The 1,214-nt window shown below is 73.5% G+C and carries 1 protein-coding gene; it reads left to right on the forward strand.

Annotated elements, in window-relative coordinates; translation table 11 throughout:
* Positions 1-1,214 (forward strand): AMP-binding protein (locus ACWGB8_RS38600; protein WP_452218311.1); only part of this gene is annotated, 1,214 nt, incomplete at both ends.

A 1,214-nucleotide genomic window follows, 5' to 3' on the forward strand; every position in this document is an offset into this window, starting at 1 on the left:
AACGCCCCCGAGGGCGTCTTCGAGCTGCCCGGCCTGCGCGTCGAGGTGGCGCCCGGACGCACCGGCACCGCCAAGTTCGACCTGTTCTTCAGCCTGGCCGAACGGCGCGGCGAGGCCGGCGAACTGCTCGGTATCGAGGGCGCCGTCGAGTACTCCGGCGACCTGTACGAACCGGCCACCGTCACGGCGTTGTTCGAGCGCTGGGTGCGGCTGCTGGAGGCCGTCGTCGCCGACCCGGCCCGACCGGTGAGCCGGATCGACGTGCTCACCGCCGAGGAGCGCCACCGGCTCGTCGACACCGGCAACGACACCGCCGTACCCCTTCCCGCGGAGTCCCTGGCCGCGCTGTTCCAGGCCGGGGTGGCGGCTGCGCCGGATGCGCCGGCCGTCGTCGACGGGGAAAGGGTGCTCACGTACGCGGAGTTGGACGCGCGGGCGAACGGTCTGGCGCGGGTGCTGGTGTCCCGCGGCGTGGGGCCGGGTGCCGGGGTGGGGGTGCTGCTGGAGCGGTCGGCCGGTTCGGTGGTGGCGGTGCTGGCGATCGCCAAGGCGGGCGGGGTGTACGTGCCGCTGGACACCCGCTGGCCGGAGGAACGGATCGGCCTGGTACTGCGGGAGACCGCCGCGTCCGTGGTCGTCACCGACAGCGAACGACCCCTCGGCGCAACGGTGGTGTCCCCGCAGGCGGATCCCGCGCCGACTCCGCCGGCGATCGCGGTGGGTCCGGGGGATGCGGCGTACGTGATGTACACCTCGGGGTCGACGGGGGTGCCGAAGGGGGTGGTGGTGACCCAGCGCAATGTGGTGGCGCTGGCGTTGGATCCGCGGTGGGCGGCAGGCGGGTTCGAGCGGGTGCTGCTGCATTCCCCTGCGGCTTTCGATGCGTCGACGTTCGAGCTGTGGGTGCCGCTGCTGAACGGCGGTGCGGTGGTGGTGGCGCCGCCGGGGGAGCTGGACGTGCCTGCGCTGGAGCGGGTGCTCGTCGAACGGCGGGTGACGGCGCTGTGGTTGACGAGTGCGCTGTTCAACGTGGTGGCGGAGCTGGCCCCGGCGGCGCTCGCCGCGGTTCGGCAGGTGTGGACGGGCGGTGAGGCGGTCTCGGGTGCCGCCGTGCGACGCGTGCAGGAGGCCTGCCCGCAGACCACGGTCGTGGACGGCTACGGCCCGACCGAGACCACCACCTTCGCCACCTGCCATCCGGTGCAACTCCCGTA

The organism is Kitasatospora sp. NPDC054939 (assembly GCF_053610105.1).